26 protein-coding genes and 1 pseudogene are annotated in these 23,680 nt (G+C 68.1%); 9 read left to right on the top strand and 18 right to left on the bottom strand.

Features of this window, described 5'->3' with window-relative positions:
- Window positions 1–42: 42 nt before the first annotated feature.
- The 5 genes from rpoD to ASF44_RS23105 all read right to left on the bottom strand — a co-directional run bounded on the left by rpoD (window position 43) and on the right by ASF44_RS23105 (window position 7,187).
- Entirely contained in the window at window positions 43–2,394 is a 2,352-nt protein-coding gene (gene rpoD, locus ASF44_RS23125) for an RNA polymerase sigma factor RpoD (protein ID WP_056901608.1), read from the bottom strand.
- 262 nt (window positions 2,395–2,656) lie between these two features.
- Window positions 2,657–4,501 carry a DNA primase gene (dnaG, locus tag ASF44_RS23120; RefSeq protein ID WP_056901607.1) on the bottom strand — a complete coding sequence of 615 codons (1,845 nt, stop codon included), beginning with the start codon at window positions 4,499–4,501 and terminating at the stop codon, window positions 2,657–2,659.
- 44 nt (window positions 4,502–4,545) lie between these two features.
- On the bottom strand, window positions 4,546–5,304 hold the full coding sequence (locus ASF44_RS23115; protein WP_056901606.1) for a 3-hydroxyacyl-CoA dehydrogenase: 759 nt from the start codon (window positions 5,302–5,304) through the stop codon (window positions 4,546–4,548).
- A gap of 101 nt (window positions 5,305–5,405) precedes the next feature.
- Window positions 5,406–6,446, bottom strand: coding sequence for an extracellular solute-binding protein (locus ASF44_RS23110; protein WP_369820952.1), 1,041 nt, complete (start codon window positions 6,444–6,446; stop codon window positions 5,406–5,408).
- Between the two features lie 189 nt (window positions 6,447–6,635).
- Entirely contained in the window at window positions 6,636–7,187 is a 552-nt protein-coding gene (locus ASF44_RS23105; protein WP_056901604.1) for a phasin family protein, read from the bottom strand.
- Between the two features lie 196 nt (window positions 7,188–7,383).
- On the opposite strand from ASF44_RS23105, the gene ASF44_RS23100 reads away from it, so the two are divergent.
- Window positions 7,384–7,839: a thioesterase family protein gene (locus ASF44_RS23100; RefSeq protein WP_056901603.1), complete on the top strand. Its 456-nt coding sequence runs from the start codon at window positions 7,384–7,386 to the stop codon at window positions 7,837–7,839.
- Window positions 7,840–7,945: 106 nt separating this feature from the next.
- Here ASF44_RS23100 and ASF44_RS23095 read toward each other — a convergent pair.
- Together ASF44_RS23095 and ASF44_RS23090 are read right to left on the bottom strand one after the other, a co-directional pair.
- A pseudogene (locus tag ASF44_RS23095) lies at window positions 7,946–8,299 on the bottom strand (hypothetical protein); the annotation flags it as partial.
- 93 nt (window positions 8,300–8,392) lie between these two features.
- A complete protein-coding gene (locus ASF44_RS23090) occupies window positions 8,393–8,614 on the bottom strand; it encodes a CsbD family protein (protein ID WP_056901601.1) in 222 nt (73 codons plus the stop codon).
- 215 nt (window positions 8,615–8,829) lie between these two features.
- Between ASF44_RS23090 and pncB the strand changes: the two genes are divergently transcribed.
- Genes pncB through ASF44_RS23065 form a run of 5 tightly spaced genes read left to right on the top strand, consistent with a single transcriptional unit; the run spans window position 8,830 to window position 14,943 of the window.
- Window positions 8,830–10,026 carry a nicotinate phosphoribosyltransferase gene (gene pncB / locus ASF44_RS23085; protein WP_056901600.1) on the top strand — a complete coding sequence of 399 codons (1,197 nt, stop codon included), beginning with the start codon at window positions 8,830–8,832 and terminating at the stop codon, window positions 10,024–10,026.
- Window positions 10,023–11,429 (top strand): sodium:proton antiporter, encoded by a 1,407-nt coding sequence (locus ASF44_RS23080; RefSeq protein ID WP_056901599.1) that lies wholly within the window; start codon window positions 10,023–10,025, stop codon window positions 11,427–11,429. Before pncB ends, ASF44_RS23080 begins: the two co-directional genes overlap by 4 nt.
- A gap of 10 nt (window positions 11,430–11,439) precedes the next feature.
- Window positions 11,440–12,423, top strand: a complete 984-nt coding sequence (locus tag ASF44_RS23075) for a D-glycerate dehydrogenase (protein WP_056901598.1) — start codon at window positions 11,440–11,442, stop codon at window positions 12,421–12,423.
- On the top strand, window positions 12,416–13,762 hold the full coding sequence (gene rmuC, locus ASF44_RS23070) for a DNA recombination protein RmuC (protein ID WP_056901597.1): 1,347 nt from the start codon (window positions 12,416–12,418) through the stop codon (window positions 13,760–13,762). The genes ASF44_RS23075 and rmuC overlap by 8 nt, the downstream gene beginning before the upstream one ends.
- On the top strand, window positions 13,759–14,943 hold the full coding sequence (locus ASF44_RS23065; protein WP_056901596.1) for an MFS transporter: 1,185 nt from the start codon (window positions 13,759–13,761) through the stop codon (window positions 14,941–14,943). The genes rmuC and ASF44_RS23065 overlap by 4 nt, the downstream gene beginning before the upstream one ends.
- On the opposite strand, the gene ASF44_RS23060 is transcribed toward ASF44_RS23065, so the two are convergent.
- Window positions 14,931–15,800 carry a TIGR00730 family Rossman fold protein gene (locus ASF44_RS23060; protein ID WP_056901595.1) on the bottom strand — a complete coding sequence of 290 codons (870 nt, stop codon included), beginning with the start codon at window positions 15,798–15,800 and terminating at the stop codon, window positions 14,931–14,933. The genes ASF44_RS23065 and ASF44_RS23060 overlap by 13 nt on opposite strands.
- 191 nt (window positions 15,801–15,991) lie before the next feature.
- Between ASF44_RS23060 and ASF44_RS23055 the strand changes: the two genes are divergently transcribed.
- From ASF44_RS23055 to ASF44_RS23045, 3 genes are all read left to right on the top strand, one after another.
- A complete protein-coding gene (locus tag ASF44_RS23055) occupies window positions 15,992–16,189 on the top strand; it encodes a CsbD family protein (RefSeq protein ID WP_056901594.1) in 198 nt (65 codons plus the stop codon).
- Window positions 16,190–16,199: 10 nt separating this feature from the next.
- Window positions 16,200–16,619 (top strand): BON domain-containing protein, encoded by a 420-nt coding sequence (locus ASF44_RS23050; RefSeq protein WP_056901593.1) that lies wholly within the window; start codon window positions 16,200–16,202, stop codon window positions 16,617–16,619.
- 91 nt (window positions 16,620–16,710) lie between these two features.
- Window positions 16,711–17,448: a metallophosphoesterase gene (locus ASF44_RS23045; protein WP_056901592.1), complete on the top strand. Its 738-nt coding sequence runs from the start codon at window positions 16,711–16,713 to the stop codon at window positions 17,446–17,448.
- On the opposite strand, the gene ASF44_RS23040 is transcribed toward ASF44_RS23045, so the two are convergent.
- The 10 genes from ASF44_RS23040 to ASF44_RS23000 all read right to left on the bottom strand — a co-directional run bounded on the left by ASF44_RS23040 (window position 17,442) and on the right by ASF44_RS23000 (window position 23,680).
- Window positions 17,442–17,930 (bottom strand): Crp/Fnr family transcriptional regulator, encoded by a 489-nt coding sequence (locus ASF44_RS23040; protein ID WP_156374639.1) that lies wholly within the window; start codon window positions 17,928–17,930, stop codon window positions 17,442–17,444. The genes ASF44_RS23045 and ASF44_RS23040 overlap by 7 nt on opposite strands.
- A gap of 33 nt (window positions 17,931–17,963) precedes the next feature.
- Window positions 17,964–19,124, bottom strand: a complete 1,161-nt coding sequence (locus ASF44_RS23035) for a putative zinc-binding metallopeptidase (RefSeq protein WP_056901590.1) — start codon at window positions 19,122–19,124, stop codon at window positions 17,964–17,966.
- 87 nt (window positions 19,125–19,211) lie between these two features.
- On the bottom strand, window positions 19,212–19,538 hold the full coding sequence (locus ASF44_RS23030) for a BON domain-containing protein (protein WP_056901589.1): 327 nt from the start codon (window positions 19,536–19,538) through the stop codon (window positions 19,212–19,214).
- A 74-nt stretch (window positions 19,539–19,612) separates the two neighbouring features.
- On the bottom strand, window positions 19,613–20,098 hold the full coding sequence (locus tag ASF44_RS23025) for a hypothetical protein (protein WP_056901588.1): 486 nt from the start codon (window positions 20,096–20,098) through the stop codon (window positions 19,613–19,615).
- Window positions 20,085–20,471 (bottom strand): phage holin family protein, encoded by a 387-nt coding sequence (locus ASF44_RS23020; protein ID WP_056901587.1) that lies wholly within the window; start codon window positions 20,469–20,471, stop codon window positions 20,085–20,087. Before ASF44_RS23020 ends, ASF44_RS23025 begins: the two co-directional genes overlap by 14 nt.
- Window positions 20,472–20,505: 34 nt before the next feature.
- On the bottom strand, window positions 20,506–20,925 hold the full coding sequence (locus ASF44_RS23015) for a hypothetical protein (RefSeq protein ID WP_056901586.1): 420 nt from the start codon (window positions 20,923–20,925) through the stop codon (window positions 20,506–20,508).
- A 97-nt stretch (window positions 20,926–21,022) separates the two neighbouring features.
- Window positions 21,023–21,187 (bottom strand): DUF1328 domain-containing protein, encoded by a 165-nt coding sequence (locus tag ASF44_RS31265; protein WP_082524985.1) that lies wholly within the window; start codon window positions 21,185–21,187, stop codon window positions 21,023–21,025.
- Between the two features lie 160 nt (window positions 21,188–21,347).
- Entirely contained in the window at window positions 21,348–22,688 is a 1,341-nt protein-coding gene (locus ASF44_RS23010) for a CHASE3 domain-containing protein (protein ID WP_056901764.1), read from the bottom strand.
- Window positions 22,689–22,747: 59 nt separating this feature from the next.
- Window positions 22,748–23,125, bottom strand: a complete 378-nt coding sequence (locus ASF44_RS23005) for a response regulator (protein WP_056901585.1) — start codon at window positions 23,123–23,125, stop codon at window positions 22,748–22,750.
- A gap of 132 nt (window positions 23,126–23,257) precedes the next feature.
- Window positions 23,258–23,680, bottom strand: a complete 423-nt coding sequence (locus tag ASF44_RS23000; RefSeq protein ID WP_056901584.1) for a BLUF domain-containing protein — start codon at window positions 23,678–23,680, stop codon at window positions 23,258–23,260.

Here is a 23,680-nt window from a genome sequence, read left to right as displayed (position 1 = left end):
GCAGCGGGCTCGTCGAAAAAGCCCGCTCGCGCGGGCTTGGGATCACAGCGTGTCGATGAAGCTGCGCAGCTTGTCGCTGCGGCTGGGGTGCTTCAGCTTGCGCAAGGCCTTGGCCTCGATCTGGCGGATGCGTTCACGCGTCACGTCGAACTGCTTGCCGACTTCCTCCAGCGTGTGGTCGGTGCTCATCTCGATGCCGAAGCGCATGCGCAGCACCTTGGCTTCGCGTGGCGTGAGCGAATCCAGGATGTCCTTGACGACGTCGCGCAGGCCGGCCTGCATGGCGGCATCGATGGGCGCGGTGTTGGCGCTGTCCTCGATGAAATCGCCCAGGTGGCTGTCGTCGTCGTCGCCGATCGGCGTTTCCATGGAGATCGGCTCCTTGGCGATCTTCATGATCTTGCGGATCTTGTCTTCCGGGATCTCCATGCGCTCGGCCAGGATGGACGCATCGGGCTCGAAGCCGAACTCCTGCAAGTGCTGGCGGCTGATGCGGTTCATCTTGTTGATGGTCTCGATCATGTGCACCGGGATGCGGATGGTGCGCGCCTGGTCGGCGATCGAGCGGGTGATGGCCTGGCGGATCCACCACGTGGCGTAGGTCGAGAACTTGTAGCCGCGGCGGTACTCGAACTTGTCGACGGCCTTCATGAGGCCGATGTTGCCTTCCTGGATCAGGTCGAGGAACTGCAGGCCGCGGTTGGTGTATTTCTTGGCGATGGAGATCACCAGGCGCAGGTTGGCCTCGATCATCTCCTTCTTGGCATCGCGCGACGAGGCTTCGCCTTCGTTCATGCGCTTGTTGATGTCCTTGAGCTCGTCCAGCGGCACCACCACCTGGGCCTGGATGTCCATCAGCTTTTGCTGCAGGTCCTGCACCGGCGGGATGTTGCGGCCCATGATCGCCGCCCAGGGCTTGTTCGAGGCGGCCTGCTTCTCGATCCACTTCAAGTCCAGCAGGTGCGAGGCCACCTTGTGGCCCATCTTGTCGCGGCCGCTGAACTCGGCGATGAACTGCTCCTGCGGGTAGCCGCACTTGTCCACGATGATGCGGCGCAGCTCGCGTTCCTTCTTGCGCACGTCGTCGACCTGGCCGCGCAGCAGGTCGCACAGCTTCTCGATGGTCTTGGCCGTGAAGCGGATGGTCATCAGCTCCTCGCTGACGGCCTGCTGGGCCTTCAGGTAGTGCTGCGAGCCGTAGCCTTCCTTGTCGTAGATCTTGTGGACCTTCTCGAACAGCTCGCGCAGGCGGTCGAAGCGCGACAGGGCCTCGTTCTTGAGTTCCTCGAGCTTCTTCGTCAGGGCCTTGGAGCCGCCCTTGCCGTCGTCGTCGTCGGCCGCATCGAATTCGTCGAAGTCTTCCTCGGCCACATAGTCGTCGGCCTCGTTGGGGTTGGAGAAACCGTCGACGATGGTGGAGATGACGACCTTGCCTTCACGGATCTCCTCGCCCAGGCGGAACACCTCGGCCAGCGTGGCGGGGCTGGCGCTGATGGCTTCCATCATGCGCATGAGGCCGCCCTCGATGCGCTTGGCGATCTCGATCTCGCCTTCGCGCGTGAGCAGCTCGACCGTGCCCATCTCGCGCATGTACATGCGCACCGGGTCGGTGGTGCGGCCGAATTCGCTGTCCACGGTGGACAGGGCGGCTTCGGCGGCTTCCTCGGCTTCCTCTTCGGTGGAGCCGGTGGGCGCGTTGTCGGTGATGATCATCGACTCGGCGTCGGGCGTCTGCTCGTAGACGGCCACGCCCAGGTCGTTCAGCGTCGCGATCACGACTTCCAGCGTCTCGGCATCGACCAGCTTGTCGGGCAGGTGGTCGGAGATTTCGCCGTGCGTGAGGTAGCCGCGCGTCTTGCCCAATTTGATCAGGGCCTTCAGGCGCTGGCGGCGCTTGGCCATGTCCTCTTCGGACAGCACGGTCTCGTCCAGGCCGAATTCCTTCATCAAGGCCCGTTCCTTGGCCTTGCTGATCTTCATGCGCAGCGGCTTGACCTTCTCGACCGGCGCGTCGGCGGCTGCCGCCGCAGGCGCTGCGGGCTCTTCGGCGAACTCTTCCTCGATGTCGGACATGTCGTCGGCGACATCGTCCTCGTCCATGCCCTTGGGGGCTGCCTTCTTGGCCGCTGCAGGCTTCTTGGCCGCGGCTGCACTGGCGGCCTTGGGCGGGCGGCCGGGCTTCTTCTTGGTCAGGGTTTCATCGGCCGCGGCGGCGGAAGTGGCGGCGGTCTTGGGGGTCTTTTCCGAAGCGGGTGTCTTGGATGCGGGCACTGTCAGGGCTTTCGTAGGGGACTTGGCGGCGGCCTTCGCGGTGGGCGCTGGCTTGGCTGCAGCCTTTGCGGCAGGTTTGGCGGCGGACGTCTTGACCGGCTTCTCGGACTTCTGGCTTGGCATGGATACACCTCGACACAACGAAAAACGCAAAGGGCAAGCGCCGCTGGAAACCCGGCGCGGGGGCGATGAGGCCAACTCTTCCGTTCGGTTGCGTCAGGAAGAAGCGGCCCATGGGCAAGATATGGGGGCGATCATTTGGAATGCAGCCCTTGCGATGAGATGGCCGGTCGTGCGCGCGTTGGCATCGGTTGGCCGGGCTCGGAGGTACTGCTGTCGCTCTTGCCGCGAGACAAACCGAAGATTATAGCCGACGAGGCGGATTTCAAGCCGCAAGCGACTTCTTGAGTGCCAGCTGCTGCAGGATGAGTTCGCGTTCGCGGCCGATGCGCTCCGGATCGGAGGCGGGTAGCGTCTGCAGGTGGCGGAGTTCTTCGGCGATCACGTCGCGGTGCAGGCGCGTCAAGGTGGTGCGCACGGCGGCCAGAGGCACCTCCTCGATCTCGAAGACCTGGCCCAGCGGCTGCATGCTGTCCTGCGCCACCAGCTTGCGCGCCTCCTGCTCGAAGGGCTGGCCGTGCACGCCGATGTCCAGCGCGGCCCAGGGTTGGGCACCGTGCTCGTGCACCTGCTGGTCGACCCAGCGGAACAGGTCGCCGTAGTCGCCGTCCAGGCCGCACAGCATGTCGTGGTCGGCGTGGGTGAGCTCGTCCCACAGGCCGGTGTTGCGCAGCAGCACCATGGCCACATGGCTGGCGAAGGCCTGCAGGGCGGGGCGGGCGGCGGTGCGGGCACGGCTGGACCGCGGGCGCGGCGCCTCGTCGCCGCGGGCGGGGCGGCGGCGCGGCTTGGGGGCATCGGGCGCGGCACGCGGTTCCCACAGTTCGGACAGCTCGCGCGCGTCCAGCTGGACAAGGTCGGCGAGGTCGCCGAGCAGCTGGCGCTTGAGCGCGCCATCGGGCAGCTGCGCCCACAGTGGCCTGGCGTTGCTGGCCAGGTGGGCGCGGCCTTCGGCGCTGTTCATGTCGCAGCCCTCGCGCGCGGTGTCGACCAGGAAGCGCGACAGCGGCACGGCCTCGCCCACGCTGAGCGCGAACGCCTCGGTGCCGTTCTCGCGGATGTAGCTGTCCGGGTCGTGCTCGGCCGGCAGGAACAGGAACTTCACGCTGCGCACATCGGTGGCATAGGGCAGGGCGCCTTCCAGCGCCTTGCGTGCGGCGCGCCGGCCGGCGGCATCGCCGTCGAAGCTGAACACCACCGCGTCGGTGAAGCGGAACAGCTTTTGCACGTGGTCCGGCGTGCAGGCCGTGCCCAGCGTGGCCACGGCGTTCGGAAAGCCGTGCTGGGCCAGTGCCACCACGTCCATGTAGCCCTCGGTCACGAGCACGTAGCCCATGTCGCGCAGGGCCTCGCGCGCCTCGTACAGGCCGTAGAGCTCGCGGCCCTTGCTGAACACCGGGGTCTCCGGCGAGTTCAGGTACTTGGGCTTCTCGTCGCCCAGCACGCGGCCACCGAAGGCGATGCACTCGCCCTTGACGTTGCGGATCGGGAACATCAGCCGGTCGCGGAAGCGGTCGTAGCGCTTGTCGTCGTCGCTGTCCTCGTGGTGGATCACGAGGCCGCTGTCCACCAGCAGCACGTCGTCGTAGCGCGGGAACACGCTGGCCAGGTGCCGCCAGCCTTCGGGCGCGTAGCCCAGGCCGAAGCGCTTGGCGATCTGCCCCGACAGGCCGCGGCGCTTGCAGTAGTCGATGGCGCGCGGCGACTGGCGCAGCTGCTTGCGCCAGGCTTCGCCGGCTCTCTCCAGCACATCGGTCAGCGTGGCCTGGCGTTCGCGCTGCTCGGCGGCGCGCTGGCGTTCCTGCGGCGTGCTGTCGTCGTCGGGCACGGCCATGCCGACCTGTTGCGCCAGGTCCTGCACGGCCTCGCGGAAGCCCGCGCCGGTGTGCTCCATCAGGAAACCGATGGCGTTGCCGTTCTTGCCGCAGCCGAAGCAGTGGAAGAACTGCTTGCTGGGGCTGACGGTGAACGAGGGCGACTTCTCGCCATGGAAAGGGCACAGGCCCAGGAAGTTGGCGCCACCCTTCTTGAGCTGCACATGGCGGCCCACCACCTCGACCACGTCGACGCGGGCGAGCAGTTCCTGGACGAAGGACTGGGGAATGGCCACGGGGCGAGCTTACACAGGCCGCGGCCTGTCCATGGGGAAAGGGGTCAGCGCGGCGCCAGGCGGATGGCGCCGTCCAGCCGGATCACCTCGCCGTTGAGCATGTCGTTCTCGAAGATGTGCAGCGCCAGACGCGCGTAGTCGGCCGGTGTGCCCAGCCGCGAGGGAAAGGGCACGCTGGCGGCCAGCGCGTCCTGCACCTCCTGCGGCATGCCGAACAGCATGGGCGTGCCAAAGATGCCGGGTGCGATGGTCATGTTGCGGATGCCGGTCTTGGCCAGGTCGCGTGCGATGGGCAGCGTCATGCCGACCACGCCGCCCTTGGACGCGCTGTAGGCAGCCTGGCCGATCTGGCCGTCGTAGGCGGCCACGGAGGCGGTGGAGATCAGCACGCCGCGTTCGCCCGTGGCTTCGGGCGCGTTCCGGCCCATGGCCTCGGCCGCAAGCCGGATCATGTTGAAGCTGCCCAGCAGGTTGACCATCAGCGTCTTCTGGAAGGTCGCCAGGCCATGGGCGCCGTTCTTGCCCACGGTCTTCTCGGCCGGCGCGATGCCGGCACAGTTGACCAGTCCCATCAGCTTGCCCAGTTCCACGGCCTTGGCCACGGCCGCCTGGCCATCGGCCTCCTGGCTCACATCGCAGCGCACGAAAGCGCCGCCGATCTCGCGCGCCAGCGCTTCGCCCTTGTCCAGCTGCAGGTCGGCCACGACCACGCGGCCGCCCTTGGCCGCCAGTGCCTTCGCCGTTCCCTCGCCCAGTCCCGATGCGCCGCCCGTGACGATGAAGACCTTGCCTGCGATGTCCATGTGTGCTCCTTTGGTGGTTGACGTTGACGTAAACGTCAATTATGGCGCCCGCCCAACGACAAGGGCCGCCCGAAGGCGGCCCTTGCAGGACGCTGCGCGGATTACTTGAAGCCCACGCGGTCCAGCATCTGCTGCACCTTGAGCTGGTGCGCCCCGACCTGACCGATCGGGATCGTCTCGGACTTGAAGCCATTGGGCACCATGGCCGCCAGGGCCGGGTTGTCGACCTTCACGCCCTTGGCGGTCGGCCATTCGTTGTTGCCGTTGGCGAAGTAGTTCTGCGCCTCCGGGCTGGCCAGGTACTCGAGCAGCTTGACCGCGTTGTCGCGGTTCTTGGCGTACTTGGCCACTGCGCCGCCGGCGATGTTCAGGTGCGTGCCCCAGGTGCCCTGGTTGGGAAACACCACGCCCACGCGCTCGGCCACGGTGCGGTCGGCCGGGTTGGTGGAGCGGATCATGCGCGCCAGGTAATAGCTGTTGGTCACGCCGACGGCGCATTCGCCGGAGGCCACGGCCTTGATCTGGTCGGTGTCGCCGCCCTTGGGGTCGCGCGCCAGGTTGGCCACGATGCCCTTGAGCCACTCCTCGGTGCGGGTCTCGCCCATGTGTTCCATCACGGCGCCGAACAGGCTCAGGTTGTAGGGGTGCGAACCCGAGCGGATGCAGATCTTGCCCTTGAGCGCGGGCGAGGCCAGCTTCTCGTACGTGTCCACATCGCTGGCCTTCAGCGTCGCCTTGTCGTAGACGATGACGCGGGCCCGCGTGGAAAAGCCCCACCAGGACACGCCGCCGTCCGCCGCCGGCTGCGAGCGCAGGTTGGTCGGGATGGCGTCTTCCAGCAGCTTGGAGCGGATCGGCTGGAACAGGCCGTCGACCTCGCCGCGGTACAGCCGCGCGGCGTCGACCAACAGGATCACGTCGGCAGGCGATGCGCTGCCCTCGGCCTTCAGGCGGGCGATGATGTCCGCATCGCCCGCATCCACCCGGTTGATCTTGATGCCGGTTGCCTTGGTGAAGTTGCTGTACAGCGCCTCGTCGGTCGCGTAGTGGCGCGCCGAATACAGGTTCACGACCTGGTCTTGCGCCAGGGCGGTGCCGGCGGCCAGCAACAGCGCGGCCAGGGAGATGGCTTTCTTCAACATGGGCATCCTCGAACGATGAAGCCGGCGATGTTAAGGCCAACGCGAATCATTCTTGCGCAAATCCCGGGCACAAAAAAAGGCCCCGCATGGCGGGGCCCTTGAAGGGGTTCCTGAACTCCGATGAATTCGAAGAAACCCGAGGAGACAACTCGCGGGAGCCGGCCAGCGCCGGTCTCCCAGAAAAACGAATCAACGCTTCTTGGCGGCAGCGGTGGCCGTCTTGCCTGCGTTCACGGCCGAGGTGGCGACCGCGTTGAAGTTGGCTTCGGCCACGTCGCTGGCTTGCTTGACGGCCTTCTGCACGGATTCCAGGGCGTTGGTGCCGGCGGCGACTGCGCTCTTGAACACGGCCACGGCGGTCTCGGAACCGGCGGGGGCGTTCTTGGCAGCGGTGTCGACGGCCGACAGGAACTTCTTCTGGGCTTCGCCGGCTTGTGCTTCGAAAGCCTTGCCGAATTCAGCGCCGGTGCCTTGGGCGATTTCGTAGACGTGGCGGCTGTAGGCAGCGGTCTTCTCGGCCAGGGGCTGCAGCAGGCTGGCTTGCAGGGCCAGCAGTTCTTGCGCGTCCTTGACCGACAGGGCGGCTTGGGCGGTGTCGGCAGCTTCGGCCAGGGCAGCCTTGGAAGCGGTGACGTTCAGTTCGACCAGCTTCTCCACGCCTTCGAAAGCCTTGGCGGTCAGGCCGAACAGGATGTCGAAGTTGGCTTTGTGGGTCGCAACGATTTGGTCAGCGGTCAGCATGTGAATCTCCAGTTTGAAAAATGGTCGGGATCGTTTGCTGCTCTCCCGCCTCATCCAGTGATGTTGCAGTGCAGCATGGAACGAATTATAGGGATGCACCGCGGGGGTGCAAGCTTTTTTTGCTGCATTGCAACAATCTAGAGCGCGCCTTCTAAACCACGCCGGGCTTGTCCAGCCCGGCTGGCAGAATGCCGCGATGCCTGAGACCGCAGCTTCCGTCCCGGCCCGCGCCCAGCCGCGCGGGCGCGAGGACTTCCGGGTGTTCCGTCCTATCACCACGCGCTGGGCCGACAACGATGCCTACGGCCATGTCAACAACGTCGTTTACTACAGCTGGTTCGACACGGCGGTGAACGCCTACCTGATCGAGCAGGGGGCGCTGGACGTCGAGCGCAGCCCCACCATCGGCCTAGTCGTGGAGACACAGTGCCAGTACTTCGCCCCGCTGGCCTTCCCCCAGGCCATCGAGGCAGGGCTGCGCGTGGCGCGCCTGGGCGGCAGCAGCGTGCGGTACGAGGTCGGCCTGTTCGCGCACGGTGTACCGCAAACGGCTGCCCACGGCCACTTCGTGCACGTGTACGTGGACCGTGCAAGCCGCCGTCCGGTGCCCGTCCCCGAGGCGCTGCGCGCGGTGCTGAGGCCGCTGCTCTGAAAACGGGTTCGGGCCCGCCGGGAGCGTTCCCGTACCGGCCCGAACGGGCCTGCCGTGCGCCATCGCGCGCCAACCAGGCCACAAGCGGTGCTGCGCGTCAGCTGCGCTTGGCGTCGGCCATGGCGGCCACGTGGGCGGCCTTGGCGTCCTTCATGCACACGTCCTTGGTGTTGCCGGCCAGCTCATCGCACTTCTGCTTGGCGGTGTCGTAAGCGGCGTCGGCCTTGGCTTCGGCAACCTTGGCGGTGGCCTTGGCGCTGGGCTTGTACTGCGCATCGAGTTCGGCCTTGGCAATCTTCTCCTTGCCCTTGGCTTCGCTCTGACACACATCCTTGGCATTGCCGGCCAGGCCGTCGCAGCGCTGCTTGTCCGCCTTGTACTCGGCCTCGACGCGGTCCTCGGCGGCCTTGTACTCGTCGCGCGTCATGGCGCTGGCGTGCGATGCCAGCGTGAACGTCATGGCGACACCAAGGGCGGTCAGCGCGTGCTTGATGGTCGTGGCTTGCATGGTGGTACTCCTCGGTTCGTTGGTTGGGTCGGGTTCAGGACTGACTCAGGACTTCTCGAAGAAGAAGGTCGGGTTGCGGCTTTCCCAGTCGCGCACCTGGCGTTCGGCTTCGTCCTTGGCCACGCCATGGCGTTCCTGGATGCGGCCCAACAGCTGTTCGCGCCGGCCTTCGATCACGTCCAGATCGTCGTTCGTGAGCTTTCCCCACTGCTCCTGGACCTTGCCCTTGAACTGCTTCCAGTTGCCTTCGACCTTGTCGTTGTTCATGTCCGATCTCCTTGTGAGTGCGTTCCCTGCGGGTGCTTGGAACGTGAGACCACTGTAGGCAGCGCTGCAGGGCAGCACGGTAGGACGCCCAGGTCTGCCGGCGTAGGCCGAATGCTTCGCGCCGTGCAGAAAAAACCGCACGCCACGCCTGCGACAATGCCCTGTCATCACCCTGAAGCATCGAGCCGGAGACAAGCCCGCGCGGCCCGCCAACCATGATCCTCAGCAGCCTCCTCGACACCGACCTGTACAAGTTCACGATGATGCAGGTGGTTCTGCACCAGTTCCCGGGGGCGCAGGTGGAGTACCGCTTCAAGTGCCGCAACAGCGTGCCCCTGGCGCCCTACGTGAACGAGATCCGCGAGGAGATCCGGCACCTGTGCACGCTGCGCTTCCAGGACGCCGAGCTGGCCTACCTGCGCTCGCTGCGCTTCATCAAGAGCGACTTCATCGACTTCCTGGGCCTGTTCAAGCTCAACGAGAAGTACATCGAGGTCCAGCCGCTGCCGTCGGGCGACATCGAGATCAGCATCCGCGGGCCCTGGCTGCACACCATCCTGTTCGAGATCCCGGTGCTGGCCATCGTCAACGAGGTCTACTTCCGCAACACCGCCGCCGGTGCGCGGCTCGACCTGGGCCGTGCGCGGCTGGAACGCAAGGTGGCGCAGCTGCAGGGCGAAGGCCTGGCGGACCTCAAGATCGCCGACTACGGCACGCGCCGGCGCTTCTCCAAGACCTGGCACGAGGAAGTGCTGCGGCGCCTGTCCGACCGGTTGGGCACCGGCCCCCAGGGCCAGCTGGCCGGCACCAGCAACGTGCTGTACGCCATGAAGCTCGGCCTGACGCCGCTCGGCACCGTGGCGCACGAATACCTGCAGGCCTGCCAGGCGCTCGGCCCGCGGCTGCGCGACAGCCAGGTGTTCGCCTTCGATTCATGGGCCAAGGAGTACCGCGGCGACCTCGGCATCGCGCTGTCCGACGTCTACGGCATGAGCGCCTTCCTGCGCGACTTCGACATGTACTTCTGCAAGCTGTTCGATGGCGCCCGCCACGACAGCGGCGACCCGTTCACCTGGGGCGAGCGGCTGATCGCGCACTACCGCCAGAACCGCGTCGACCCGCATACCAAGACGCTGATCTTCAGCGACGGCCTGACCGTGCCGCGCACCATCGAGCTCTACCAGCGCTTCCGTGGCCGCTGCCAGCTGGCCTTCGGCATCGGCACCAACCTCACCAACGACCTGGGCGACCCGCCGGACCATGTGCCGCTGCAGATCGTCATCAAGATGGTGCGCTGCAACGGGCAGCCCGTGGCCAAGCTGTCGGACACGCCATCCAAGAACATGTGCGATGACGAGAAGTACCTGGCCTACCTGCGCCAGGTGTTCGAGATCGAGCAGCCTGCCGCATGAGGGCAGGGCGGTCCGCCGCGCTGCTGTGGGGCCTGGGGGCGCCCGTGGCTGCGCTGGCGGCCGAGCTGGACGGCCGCAGCCTGGCCGCGTGGTGGGCGCTGCCGTTCGCGGGCGTGCTGCTGTCGATCGCACTGTTCCCGCTGGTCGCGTTGCGCACTTGGCACCACCACTACGGCAAGATCACCGCCGCCTGGGCGCTGGCCTTCTTCGTGCCCTTCGTGCTGGTCTTCGGGCCGAGCCTGGCCGGTGCCAGCCTCGTGCACGCCCTGCTGGCCGAGTACATCCCCTTCATCGTGCTGCTCACCGCGTTGTTCGTGGTGGCAGGCGGCATCCACATCCGCGGCAACCTGCACGGCAGCCCAGCACTGAACACGGGCATCCTGGCCATCGGCGCCGTGTTGGCCAGCATCATGGGCACCACGGGCGCGTCCGTGCTGTTGATCCGCCCGCTGGTCCGCGCCAACGACAACCGCCGGCACAAGGTGCACGTGGTGGTGTTCTTCATCTTCATCGTCTCCAACATCGGCGGCTCGCTTACGCCGCTGGGCGACCCGCCGCTGTTCCTGGGCTTCCTCAAGGGCGTGGAATTTTTCTGGACCCTGCGCCACCTCCTGCCCGAGACGGCGTTCATGCTGGCCTGCCTGCTGGCGCTGTTCCATGCGCTGGACAGCTGGTACTACAAGCGCGAAGGCGTGCTGCCGGTCGACACCACGCCGGACACGCCGCGCCTGGGTTTAGAAGGCGGCATCAACGTCGTACTGCTGCCCGTGGTGGTGGGCCTGGTGCTCATGAGCGGCCTGTGGCAATCGCCCGTGGTGTTCGACGTGGTCGGCACGCCGGTGCCGCTGCCCTCGCTGGTGCGCGATATCGGCCTGGTCGCCGTCACCGTGCTGTCGCTCAGGCTCACTGCCGCCAAGGTGCATGCCGACAATCAGTTCTCCTGGGGGCCGATGGTCGAGGTCGCCAAGCTGTTCGCGGGCATCTTCCTGACCATCATCCCCGTCATCGCGATGCTGCGCGCCGGCACCGAGGGCCCCTTCGCCGCCGTGGTGCGCGCCGTCACCGGGCCCGATGGCCAGCCGCTGCCCGCGATGTACTTCTGGGCCGCCGGCGTGCTGAGTTCCTTCCTCGACAACGCGCCGACCTACCTCGTGTTCTTCAACACGGCGGGCGGCGATCCGCAGCAGCTCATGACGACGCTGGCGCCCACCCTGGCGGCCATCTCGGCCGGCGCCGTGTTCATGGGTGCCAACTCCTACATCGGCAACGCACCCAACCTCATGGTCAAGGCCATCGCCGAGGAGCGCGGCGTGGCCATGCCCAGCTTCTTCGGCTACATGGCCTGGTCCTGCGCCGTGCTGCTTCCCCTGTTCGTGATCGTCACCTTCCTGTTCTTCCTCTGAAAGGCCACCCATGACCAAGCCTGCCGTTCTCGTCGCCCGTGCCGTGTTCCCCGCAGTGCTGGAGCGCCTGGCACAGCACTTCGAGGTGAGCAGCAACCAGTCCGACGCCACCTGGAGCGCCGACGAGCTGGCTGCCCGCCTGGCCGGCAAGCAGGGCGTGTTCACCACAGCCAGCGAGCGCATCGACGCGGCGCTGCTGGCGCGCTGCCCCGATCTGAAGATCGCCGCCAACATGGCGGTCGGCTACAACAATTTCGACCTCGACGCCATGAGCGCGCGCGGCGTGCTGGCCACCAACGCACCCGACGTGCTGACCGAGACCACGGCCGACTTCGGCTTCGCGCTGCTGATGGCCACCGCCCGGCGCATCGCCGAGAGCGAGCATTACCTGCGCGCCGGCCAGTGGACCAAGTGGAGCTACGACCTCTTCGCCGGCAGCGACGTGCATGGCGCCACGCTGGGCATCCTGGGCATGGGCCGCATCGGCCAAGGCATCGCCCGCCGCGGCGCGCACGGCTTCGGCATGAACGTGGTCTACCACAACCGGTCGCGCCTGACGCCCGAGCTGGAGTCCGCCTGCAAGGCCCGCTACGTCGGCAAGCAGGAGCTGCTGCAGCAGGCAGACCACCTGGTGCTGGTGCTGCCGTACTCGCCGGCCTCGCACCACGCCATCGGTGCGGCCGAGCTGGCGCAGATGAAGCCGACCGCCACGCTCATCAACATCGCGCGCGGCGGCATCGTCGACGACGCCGCGCTGGCCGCTGCGCTCAAGGACAGGCGCATCGCGGCCGCCGGCCTGGACGTGTTCGAGGGCGAGCCCTCCGTGCACCCCGGCCTGCTGGACGTGCCCAACGTGGTGCTGACCCCGCACATCGCCAGCGCCAGCGTGCCGACCCGCCTGGCCATGGCCAACCTGGCGGCGGACAACCTGATCGGCTATCTCGTGCACGGCAAGCCCCTGACGCCACTGAACGCCGCCGCACTGCATGCCTGAACTTCTTCCTGCGGCGTGGGCCACCTGGCTGCTGCTGGGCCTGGCGGCGCTGAACGTGGTGCTGCTGGTGCTGCTGCTGAGCCGGCCGGCCGGCCGTGCGGCCGAATTCGACGACATGGTGCGCACCCACGCCGAGCGCACCGAGCGCAACCTGCGCCAGGAGTTGGCCGACAGCGCACGCGGCGGCCGGCAGGAAAGCGCCCAGGCCTTCGCCACGTTCCAGCGCACGCTGCTGGCGCAGGGGGCCGAGGCCACGCGCACGCAGAACGCCCAGATCGACGCGCTGGCCCAGCAACTGGCCGTGCTGCAGAAGTCGCTGGCCGACACGCTGGCCCAGCAGTTGCTGGGGCTTTCGGAATCCAACGCCCGGCGCCTGGCCGAGGTGCGCGCCACCATGGAGACGCAACTGGCGCAGCTGCAGGCCAGCAACGCCGGCAAGCTCGACGAGATGCGCCGCACGGTGGACGAGAAGCTGCAGACCACGCTGGAGACGCGGCTGGGCGAAAGTTTCCGCCAGGTGGCCGAGCGGCTCGAACAGGTCTACAAGGGCCTGGGCGAGATGCAGACGCTGGCCCAGGGCGTGGGTGACCTCAAGCACCTGCTCAGCAACGTGAAGACGCGCGGCATGTTCGGCGAGGCGCAGCTGGCCGCGCTGCTCGAACAGGTGCTGGCGCCCGGGCAGTACGCAGAGCAGGTGGCAACGAAGCCCGGTACGCGCAACGTGGTGGACTTCGCCATCCGCCTGCCCGGGCGTGGCGACGACGGCGCGCCGGTCTGGCTGCCGATCGACGCCAAGTTTCCCAACGAGGACTACGAGCGCTTGCTCGACGCCCAGCAGCGCGCCGACGCGTTGGCGGTCGACAGCGCGGCCCGCGCGCTGGAAGGCCGCATCCGCCTGGAGGCCCGCGCCATCGCCGAGAAGTACGTCGAGCCACCGCACACCACCGATTTCGCGATCCTCTTCCTGCCCACCGAAGGCCTGTATGCCGAGGTGCTGCGCCGGCCCGGGCTGGTCGAGGCGCTGCAGCGCGAGCACCGCATCACCATCGCCGGGCCGACCACCTTGCTGGCCATGCTCAATGCGCTGCAGATGGGCTTTCGCACGCTGGCGCTGGAAAAGCGCAGCAGCGAGGTCTGGCAGGTGCTGGGCGCCGTCAAGAGCGAGTTCCAGAAGTTCGGCGGCGTGCTGGCCGATGTGCGGCGCCAGACCCAGACCGTGCTCAACACGCTGGACAAGGCCCAGACCCGCAGCAACGTGCTGAACCGGCACCTGCGCGACGTGGAGGCGCTGCCCGGCACGCAGGCATTGCTGCCGCAGGACGACGCCGAGAACCCATGACGGGCCGCGAACTGCTGCGCCTGATCGGCGCCCAGGTCTGCCTGCACGCCGCCATGGCCGGCATGCGCCTGGCCGCGCCGCTGCTGGCGCTGCAGCAGGGCTACAGCCCGGCGGCCGTGGGCCTGCTGATCGCGCTGTTCGCGCTGACCCAGGTGTTCCTGGCGCTGCCGGCCGGCCGCTTCGCCGACCGCCATGGCCTGAAGCGGCCGATCGCGCTGTCTGCGGCCGCCGCCTGCATCGGCGTGCTGCTGGCGCTGGCGTGGCCCAGCTTCACGGCCATGTGCGTGGCCGCCTTGATGACGGGGGGCGCCACCGGTGCCACCGTCATCGCGCTGCAGCGCCACGTCGGCCGCTCCGCCCACGACACCGGCGAGCTCAAGCGCATGTTCAGCTGGCTGGCCATCGCGCCGGCCGGCGCCAACTTCCTCGGCCCGTTCGCGGCCGGGCTGCTGATCGACCATGCGGGCCGCGCGCCCGCCGACCTGCTGGCCTTCCGTGTGTGCTTCGGCGCGCTGGCGCTGCTGCCGCTGGCCTGCTGGCTGCTGGTGCGGCGCGCGCCGGAGTTGCCCGCCAGCCCGCCGCCCGACGGCAGCGCGCCCACACGCGCCTGGGACCTGCTGCGCGAACCGATGTTCCGCCGCCTGCTGTTCGTGAACTGGCTGCAGTCGTCCAGCTGGGACGTGCACGCCTTCGTGCTGCCCGTGCTGGGCCACGAGCGTGGCATGGGCGCCGCCGTGATCGGCACGCTGCTGGGTGCCTTCGCCATCGCCGCCGCGGCGATCCGGCTGGTGCTGCCGCTGATCGCGGCGCGCACCACCGAGCGCGGCGTGATCTTCACCTCCACCGTGGTCACGGCCACGGTGTTCGCGGTCTATCCGTTCCTGTACTCACCCTGGCTCATGGGCCTGTGCTCGGTGGTGCTGGGCTTTGCGCTCGGCGCGGTGCAGCCCATGGTCATGAGCCTGCTGCACCAGCTGACGCCGCCGCACCGGCAGGGCGAGGCGCTGGGCCTGCGGCTCATGGTCATCAACGCATCGAGCGTCGCCATGCCGATGATGTTCGGCTCGGTCGGCGCGCTGATCGGCATCGGCGGCGTGTTCTGGATCGTGTGCGGCGTGCTCGCGCTGGGCGGGCGCGCCGTGCTGGGCCTGAAGATCGAGCCCGCCGATCACAAGGCGTAGAAGGCCTGGATCGCGGCCCAGGCGTCTTCGGGCTGGTCCACGTAGCTGAACAGCTTGAGGTCGTCCGGCGAGATCGCGCCTTCCTCGATCAGCACCTCCAGGTTCAGCAGCCGCTTCCAGTAGCTGGAACCGAACAGCACGATGGGCACGGCCTTGGCCTTGCCGGTCTGCACCAGCGTGAGCACCTCGAACAGCTCGTCCAGCGTGCCGAAGCCGCCCGGGAAGGCCACCAGCGCCTTGGCGCGCATCATGAAATGCATCTTGCGCAGCGCGAAGTAGTGGAACTTGAACGACAGGCTGGGCGTGATGAAGCGGTTGCCGCTCTGCTCGTGCGGCAGCGCGATGTTCAGGCCCACGTTGGCCGCGCCGGCCTCGTGGGCGCCGCGGTTGGCCGCCTCCATGATGCCGGGGCCGCCGCCGGTGCAGATCACCAGGCGCTCGGCCGCGGGGCGGCTCGCGCTGTCGCGCGCCACCAGTGCGGCGAAGCGCCGCGCCTGGTCGTAGTACTGGGCGTTGCGCATGCGGCGCTCGGCCAGTTTCAGCGCCTTGTCGTCGCCGCTGCTGCGCGCCGCGGCCAGTTCCAGCTCGGCCTGCTCGGGCGCCGGGAAGCGGGCGCTGCCGAACACCACGATGGTGTTCTCGATGCCCTGCGCCTGCTGCTCCAGGTCGGGCTTGAGCATCTCCAGCTGGAAGCGGATGCCGCGCGTTTCGCGGCGCAGCAGGAATTCGGGGTCGGCGAATGCGAGGCGGTAGGCATCTGCCTGCAGCGGCTGGCCCTGGTCGGCGGAGGCCTGCAGCTGGGCCCAGGCGGCCGCCATGTCCACGCTGCGCTTGTCGAGGGTGTCGGTGTTTTCCATTGGCGCAGATTGTGCCGGCAAAGCCTGGGGCACCGGGGTGGCCGCCAGGCTGGCTTTTCGCGGCGCAGCCGTCCTACGCGCGCATCGGCTGATGCCGACAGTGCCGGCCCTGCAGGGCGCCCATCATTCGTCCAGGCCGCAGCGGCAGTGCCGCAGGCCTTCCACCAATCTGTCAGGAAAGGACATTCACCATGAACAAGAACCAAGTTTCCGGCCGCGTCGAACAAGCCAAGGGCGCCGTGAAGGAAGTGGCTGGCAAGGTCACGGGCAATGCCAGCCTGGAGGCCGAAGGCAACGTGCAGAAGAACATGGGCAAGGCCGAGAAGCACCTGGGCGACGCCCGCGAAGGTGCCAAGGACAAGGCCAAGGACGCCATCGACAAGCTTTGAGGAGCACAGCATGAACAGCACCAAGCACATCACCTCGCGCGCAGCCGGCCTGCTCGCCGCCAGCGCCCTGGCGCTGGGCCTCGTGGCCTGTGGCGAACGCGTCGACACGGCCGGTATGAAGCCGGCCGAGCCCACCGTGGGCCAGCGCGTCGACTCCGCGGTGGAGCGCACCGAGAACGCCGCCGGCAACATGGCGCAGAACGTCGAACGCAAGATCGACGATGCCACCATCACCGCCTCGGTGAACGCCAGCCTGGCCAAGGACCCCGATCTGTCGGCTATGAAGATCAACGTGGACACCAAGTCCGGCGTCGTCACACTGAACGGCCCGGCACCCACGCCGGCCGCCAAGGACCGTGCAACCAGCCTGGCGCAGGCCGTGCAGGGCGTGGCCGGTGTCAACAACAACCTGGAAGTGCGGGCGGGCTGACCGCCGTCAACGCCACCTTCTCCTCCACCAAGCCGCTTTCGAGCGGCTTTTTTCATGGGCCGCGCCGCGTACGCGCGTAGAGTCGGGCGCAATGCGCATCCTGCTGACCTCCGACCTGCACTACAAGCTGCGCCAGTACGACTGGCTCTTCCAGAGCGCGGCGCAGTTCGATGCAGTGGTGGTGGCTGGCGACCACATCGACGTGGTGTCCGCCGTGCCCGGCGAGGTGCAGGTGGCCGCGCTGTCGACCACGCTGGTGCGCCTTTCCACGCTGGTGCCGGTGCTGGCCTGCTCGGGCAACCACGACCTCAATGCCCGCAACGCCGCCGGCGAGAAGACGGCCGACTGGCTCGACGCCCTGCGCGGGCCGCGCCTGGCGGTGGATGGCGACAGCGTCTGCATCGCAGGCACGCTGTTCACGGTCTGCCCGTGGTGGGACGGGCCGCATGCCCAGGCCGAGGTCCAGCGGCAGATCGAGGCCGCCGCCTTGCGCCGCGGCAAAGCCGAGGCGGGGCGCTGGGTCTGGGTCTACCACGCACCGCCCGAAGGCGGCCTTAGCTGGACCGGCCGGCGGCATTACGGCGATCCCTTGCTGCCCGCGCTCATCGCGCGCCACCGCCCCAGCGCCGTGCTGTGCGGCCATATCCACGAGGCCCCGTTCAAGGCCGGCGGTGCCTGGGCAGAACGCATCGGCGCCACCTGGCTGTTCAACGCCGGCCGGCAGATCGGCGACGTGCCGGCCCGCATCGAGATCGACTTGGCCGCCGGCACGGCGACCTGGGTCTCGCTGGCGGGCGTCGAGACGCTGGTGCTGGAGGACCTTCAGTAGTCGGGGACGTCGGGGCGTTCGGACCCTGTCTCCTGGCGCGGTGCCGGCTGCAGCTCCATGAGCCGCGCCAGCACCTGGTCCATCAGCGCCAGGTGGGTGCCGGTACCGGCGTACTGCTGCTGCAGGTCGACAAGGTAGGCCGTGACGGTCTGCAGCCGGCGCGCCAGCAGCTGGGCGATGGCCAGCGTGAGGGCCGGGTCGCTGCGCACCGCTGCGCCGGCCGGGTGGATGACCTGCACCACGCTGTCGCAGGCGGCGATCACGCTGGCCGTGGCCGGCGTGTCCAGCAGCGGCGCGATCTCGCCCAGGAAGGCGCCGGGCTCACGCACCTGCACGATGCGCACACCGGCGCGCACGATGTCGAACGCGCCCTGGCGCAGCACGTACAGGTGGTCGCTGCGCTCGGCTTCCTGGATCAGCACGGTCCCGGCGGGAACCTGCCGTTCGGGCCAGGAAGAAGCGTCGGAAGAGGGATGGAGCATGGCCTCGATTCTGAGGCCCACGCGCCATCGGGTCTACGCGACCGCTGCTTCCATGGCCGGCGGTGCAGGCTGCGCCCCCGCCTGTGCGCCCATCTGCGCGATCACATCGTGCACGAAGCGCAGCTTGCGCAGCGCCTGCTCGCTGAGCGCGAACGGGTAGGCATCGTCCTGGCCCAGGCTGCGGTTCAGGCTGTTGAGCAGCAGGGTGACAGGCACCCACTGCGCAATCCATGTGTCGAAGCTGGTCCCGCTCTCCTCGAACGGATCGGCCGGGCGGCTCGGGCGCGCGCCATCGGCGCTGGGCAGCACGATGCGCGTGCGGTAGGAGGCCGCGGTTTCCAGCAGGTCGACCATGTGCAGGTAATGGGCCCAGGTCTCGGCCCAGTCTTCCCACGGATGCGCCGCCGCATAGGCGCTCACGAAGTTCGGGCGCCAGTCGGGCTTGTTGTCGCCGGCCGCGTAGTGCGACTGCAGCGCCTGCATGTAGTCCTGGCTTTCGTCGCCGAACAGCGCACGGAAATCGGCCAGCCGGTCCGGATGGTCGCGCACCAACTGGTCCCAGTAGTAGTGGCCGGACTCGTGCCGCAGGTGGCCCAGCAGCGTGCGGTAGGGTTCGAACAGCTGCACGCGGCGGCGCGCGCGCTCGTCGTCGTCGGCTTCTGCCACGTTCAGCGTGATCACGCCGGCCGCATGGCCGGTCATGACCGGTGCCTGCCCGGGCAGATCGGCCATGAACTGGTAGACAGGGCCTTCGCTCGCGCGCGGGTCGGCCAACTTCAGGCGCAGCAGCGTGTAGAGCAGGCGCCGCTTGGCCGTCTCGATGCGGACCCAGCGCGGCACGTTCTCCGGCACCGACAGGTCGGGCAGGATGCGCGTCTGGCGGCACGACATGCACAGCGGATTGGGGTCGTCGGCGGCCACGGTGAAGTTGCAGGCCTGCCACTGCGTCTGGTTCTGGCACAAGCGGTACTGCAGCGGGGACCCGCCGTCGCTGGCGCTGCGCACCTGCCACAAAGGGGTAGGGAGCGGCGCCTGCGGGTCGGGCTGCGCGTCCAGGGGCGGAGCGGGTGCCGGCTCGATGGCCGTGACGGCCATGCGCTCGGGCACGAAGGCGAGGGCACTGCCGCATTGCAGGCATTGCACGTTCTCGAAAAACACCGGGTGACCGCATTGGTCGCAACTGAAGATCTGCATGGAGTGCCCTGAATGGACGTCACACGAAAAACGGGCGCACACCGTGGTGCGCGCCCGTCATGGCTGAGTGCGTGCTGACGCGGGTGCTCAGGGCCGCACGGTCAGCGTGTTGCGCACGTCGCGCACGCCCTTCACGTCCCGTGCCAGGCGTTCGGCCTGCATGCGCTCGGTCGTGGACTTGGCGAAGCCCGACAGCGCGACGGTGCCGTTCAAGGTCTGGACGTTGATGGCGCCGGCGTCGACGGTCTTGTCCTCGACGAACTTGGCCTTCACCGCGGTCGTGATGGCAGCGTCGTCGACATAGGCCCCCACGGACTGCTGGTCGCGCGCCACGGCGCAACCGGTGATGGTGGCCACGCTCAGCGCGGCGGCGAGGACGAGTGCGACGGGACGCAGGGTGGTAGGTGTGCGCATGGAAAGCTCCTGTGGTGGTTTGTTGTGGTGCTGGAACATGACGTCGGCAAGCTGCACGAGGCTTGTCGCACGGTTCACGCGGCGTCTGCGCGGGGGCCCGATGCCACCGCTGCAGCCGTGCGTGGGATTTCCCCCTCGCGAGGATCGTTGTCTCCACTGAGCGGCGTGGCGACGAATGAGCGTGCCGTGGCCTTCAGGTCGGACGATTTCATGAGCGCAAATGCGACGCCGGTCAGCGGCAGCAGATGCCAAACGCGCAACAGGGCCAGCGCAGCACCTGCGCCCGCCGCCATGCCGACGAGCCGGTAGGGCTTGTCATCGGCATAGTCCTGCAAGGCGGGCCGCGCGAAGTCGACCGCGTTGTGGATCGGGTGCGAATGCCACCAGACGCGTGCCGCGCGGCGCATGCGGGGCACCATGCCCTGCTGCTGCGCCAGTTCCGGGTCTTCGGCAGGAAGTCCGGGGCGGCGGCGGCGCGCCAGTTGGCGCGCCAGCGCGTTGCGTGTCAGCTCCAGCCGCTCGCGTGGCGTGGGCTGGGTCGCCAGTTCAATGGTGTCCATGGCTGCCTTCTCCTGCAGTGCGCAACAGGCCGATGTCGGCGGCCATCTGCCGGCGCAGCTCGGCAAAGCGTTCGCCGGGCGAGGGGCGCCGGCTGGCCAGCAAGGCCAGCAGCGTGATGAGCAATGCGGCTCCGGGCACAGCGGCCAGGCCCCAGTGGAACTGCCCGTGCAACAGGCCCAGCATGGCGGCCACGCCGGCCAGCAGCACGAACATCAGTCCGAACACACCGGCCACGGCCAGGGACAGCAGGCGCACCTTGAGGTCGCGCCCGGTGGCGGACACCTCTTCGCTGGCCAGGGCTACATATGCGGACAGGTGATCGACCACGAGGTCGGGCCGTGACACCACGGTGGAAAAGATGGGGTGCAGCATCGTCGTGCAGGGCGCTAGGGCGTGTGCCGTCGGCTCAGTACTGGCGGTGCTTGGTGTCGTCGCGGCGCTTGCGCGTCGTCGCCAGGGCCAGCGCGGCAATGATCGCGCCCGCTGCGGCAGCGATCAGGATCGCGCGCACCGGCTGGTCGGCCACATAGCGCTCGGTCACGGCCGCGCACTGGCGCAGCGACTGCTGGGCGCGCGCACCGGTGTGCGAGGCCAGGTCGATGCCGCGGTGTGCCAGCTTCTGCGCGCCGTGCGCAATATCCTCGATGGCCGGGTCGATGCGGCTGCGGGCGCGGCGCACTGCGCTGTCGGCGCCTTCCAGTGCGTGGTGTGCCAGGTCGCGGGTCGACTCCACCGCGTCATGGGCCGACTGCATGACCTTGTCGGACAGTTGGCGGGTCAGTTGGTCGGCTTCGCGGGACAGGCCGTTGTGCGTGCGGATGTTCATGGAATTTCCTTGTGTTCGAGGGAAGAGGCGGATGCGGCGTTGGGCGGCCGGCGGGCCGGGGTGCTCGGGAAGACGGCGGCGCCGGCCGGCCTGGCTGCTAGTTGCGACGCACCATGCTGACGACGAAGCCGACGATGGCCATCACGGCGAAGATGAAGAACAGGATCTTGGCAATCTCGACCGCGCCGGCAGCGATGCCGCCAAAGCCGAAGACAGCGGCAATCAGTGCGATCACCAGGAAAACGACCGAGTAGTGCAGCATGTCAGACTCCTTGTGGCTGTTGGGAAGGGCCATCGTTGTGGCCTGGTCACGAGCTTAAGGAGAGCGGTTGCGCAGACCGATCAGCGGCCGGCGGCTCGCACCGTCGGTTGCAGTGCGCTCGCTGTGTAGGAGGCAGCCGACCGGGGCTGCCGCAAGGCGCTCAGGCCCCGGCGCGGGGTGGGCGTGCGCCCACCGGCAGCGTTGCCGACACGCGCGTGCCCTGGCCCAGGGTGGAGCTGATGGCCAGGCGTCCGCCGGCTGCTTCCACGCGGTGCCGCATGCCGGCCAGGCCGTGGCTGGCAGCCGGTGCCGTGCGGCTGGTGTCGAAACCTTCACCGTCGTCCTGCACCTCCACCGTCACGTGGCTGCCGTAGTTCTGCACGCTCACGTGCACCTGCTTGGCGCGCGCGTACTTGCCGATGTTGGTCAGCGACTCCTGCACCAGCCGGTACACCGTCAGCTGCGCGGCCTCGTCGAGCTCGACATGCTCGAGGTTGGTGGTGACGGGCAGCACCGAGCGCTCTCCGAACTCGCGCGCGAGGATCTCCAGCGAGGTGACCAGGCCCAGGTTGGTCAGCGAGGAAGGGCGCAGGTCTTCGATGATGCGGCGCTTGAGCGCAATGCCGCTGTTGAGCGTGTCGGTCAGGTGCTGGATGCGTTGCAGCGCGTCGGGCGAGTCCGCGCCCAGCCGCGACTTGAGGCGCGCCACATCGAGCTTGGCGGCCGTCAGCAGCGCGCCGAGTTCGTCGTGCAGTTCGCGCGCAAGGTGTCCGCGCTCGCGCTCGCGCACCTCCTGCAGGTGGGTGGCCAGCTCGGCCAGGGTGGCCGTGCGTTCCTTGACCTGCTGGCCCAGCAGGTCGCGCTCGCGCTGCAGGTCTTCCTGCACGCGCTGGTCGACCGCCTGCAGCCGGCGCGTCTGGCGCAGGTACATGTAGAAGGCCAGCAGCCCGACCATGGCCACGAGCGCGATGCCGATGCGCGACAGCTGCAGCGCCTGCGTGATCTGCGCCTCGCCCGCCGCCTGGCGCAGCATCGCGGCCTGCAGCAACTGCGCCGACTGCTCGCGGATGGCGTTCATGTGCTCCTGGCCGACGTCGGTGCTGAGCACGAACTTCCAGGCGTCCTCGTGCCCCTGCTTGCGCAGCCGCACGCTGACGTCCATCTCGGCCAGCTTGCGCTGCACGTTGCGCGAGAGTTCGGCGAACAGGTCCAGCTCGCGGGGGTGCTGCAGGTACAGGCTCCGCAGTTCGTCCAGGTTCTGCGCGATGACCGAGGTGGCACTCTCGTAGGGTTCGAGGTAACGCACATCGCCCGTCAGCAGATAGCCGCGCTGGCCGGTCTCGGCATCCAGCATGTGCTGCAGCAACTGGGTGACACCGCTGCGTGTCTGCTGCACCTGGGTCATGCTGGACAGCGCGGCCATCGACCGGCTGTGGCCGGTCTCGTTGATCGCGATGAGCACGGCAGCGGCCAGGATCGCCAGCGGCAGGCTGACAGCCATCGTCGGGATGGAAAGCCAGCGCGGACGTGCGAAGCGCAGCACGCGTCAGCCCCCCGCGCTCACGCGCGAGACGACTGCTCGACGCAAAAATCGATCAGCGCATCGATCTCGTTGGATTTGTCGAACACCGCGTCCACGCCCAGCTGCGCGCAGCGCTTGCGGATGTCGGGGGTGGCGTAGTTGGACAGCACCACGAGCTTCTGGCTCGGCGTGCGGTCCTTGCATGCATGCAGGATGCCCAGGCCGCTGCCCTGCTTGAGGAACAGGTCGACGATGGCGAGGTCCCATTGCGGACCATTTTCGGTAAGCCAGGCTTTGCCCTCGTTTTCGGTCTCGGCACTGCCGACCGCCAGAATGTTCGCCAGTTCCTCCAGGGTCGCGATGAGGTTCTCGCGGATGGTGGGGTTGTCTTCGACGATGTATGTTCTGAGCGCCACGGTGGTTCGGGTTCTGGCCGCGGGAGCAAGGTGCATCCGCGCTCGCAGGATTGTGCCAGCGCAGCATGGGGCAAGGCGTAGGAGGTTGCCTACACATGGCGCGTTTGTGTTCCGGGTATACACCCGGGTCCATCACACACGCCCGATGATGGAGGCTGTCGCCATCAGCTCTTCGAGCAGCGCCAGCGAGACCTTGCCCGAGACCGCGTAGGGATCGAGTTCGGCCCTCTCCGAGTACTTGAGCAAGATGGAGTGGTTGAGCCGGTTCAGGTTCACCTGTCCCATCGTCCAGCCACCGAAGCGCCGCTCGCTGATCTCCTCGAAGTGCAGCAGCGCGACGTCCTGGTGGCGCGGGTCTTTCTGGATGTGGCCGAACAGCTCGCTCACGGCCATGCGCCCGCCTTCGATGGCCTGCAGGAAGATGCCGCCGCCATAGCAGAGGATGCCGGTGATGCCGCAGCTCGGGTTGTGTTCGCGGGCCTGGGTCAGGATCGCCTCGATGGCCCCCGGGCTGGTGTCCACGGCGCGGCTGGCATAGAGCAGGCGGACGAGCAT

Origin of the sequence: Pseudorhodoferax sp. Leaf274 (assembly GCF_001422445.1) — a bacterium.
Taxonomy (GTDB): domain Bacteria; phylum Pseudomonadota; class Gammaproteobacteria; order Burkholderiales; family Burkholderiaceae_C; genus Pseudorhodoferax.
The sequence above is the reverse complement of the archived record's forward strand: the minus strand, read 5'-3'. Positions and strand labels throughout refer to the sequence as shown.